This window comes from Pseudomonas sp. F220, assembly GCF_057813935.1.
The window spans coordinates 1-1,044 of record NZ_JBVASJ010000107.1 but is presented as its reverse complement, the minus strand read 5'-3'; the positions used below and the strand labels follow the sequence as shown (position 1 = coordinate 1,044).

The window sequence follows — 1,044 nt, the reverse complement described above, 5'->3', positions numbered from 1 at the left end:
ACTCAGTTCAATTTGTTCGTCTTCACTGAGCACGATGTCCTGAGAGTTCATGTGATCACTCCAAGTACTGACTGACCACAGAAGCATAGCTCAGGCTAGAAACTTATTTAAGAGACAGGACACTAGGAGCCCTCAATGCTTCGAAGGGATTAGAATCAGCTTCATCTAAAGTAATAAAAACGTACAGTCCGTATGAAATGGGACCGCTCGGCGATTCTAATGATCCACATTCCACAGCTTCAACTTTCAGAAGTGGTACCTACACAGAAAAAGTGGCAGAAACAGATATATATCTGTATAGGGATTATGGTGGATCCGCCAGGGTTGACGGCCGATTCTGGACGCCTGAATCATCGAAAGGACCTTTGCAGTCTCAAATGGATAGTGCGGTACTGCCTGAGTGGGGGAATACCTTTGATAATAAGGCTATTATGAGAATTCCTGCTGGAACGACCTATTATGAAGGCCCGGCTGCGGCTCAAACCGGGACGAAAGGAACGTTTCCTACATTGCACGGTGGGGGTGTGCAAATATTTTTACCGAAACCACAAGTTGAGTGGATTATAAAAAAATGAATACAAGAAAATTAGTTGAAAAATGGATTGGTAAAAGGGATTCGTTCTATTTTTTTCTTCCCGATGGGCCTTATGGAAGACCTTTCGACAACCAATATGTTGTTAAGGAAATACAATGGCTGGACGATGGCTGTAATGTGGAGTTTTCTGATGAAATTTCACTTTGCTTCGTTGGGGTAATTGATTTTGTGGAAGAAATGAATAACCTGGTAATTCGCAACTTCACCACGTGTACCTTTAAAATAAACGGTGAGGTAATTAAAGCGTATAGCGACGGTGAAGTTACCCTGAATGGTTTTTAAAGGAGGATGTTGAGTCTTTTACTGCTGGCGCAAGTCCAGTTAGGGAGACGCTGAACAATTAACCCGTTCGCACCGCCCCCATTGCCAAGCCGGTTTTTTCAACCTGCCGGCCTTATTTTGCATTTCCAGGGCCGATTTTCGCCCTCATTTTGCTGATTTTCGGGTCA

The 1,044-nt window shown here is 43.7% G+C and carries 1 protein-coding gene; it reads left to right on the top strand.

Annotated elements, in window-relative coordinates; genetic code table 11:
• Positions 1-571: 571 nt before the first annotated feature.
• Positions 572-877, top strand: coding sequence for a hypothetical protein (locus ACZYSM_RS29180; RefSeq protein WP_489077139.1), 306 nt, complete (start codon positions 572-574; stop codon positions 875-877).
• The last annotated feature ends 167 nt before the right edge of the window (positions 878-1,044 follow it).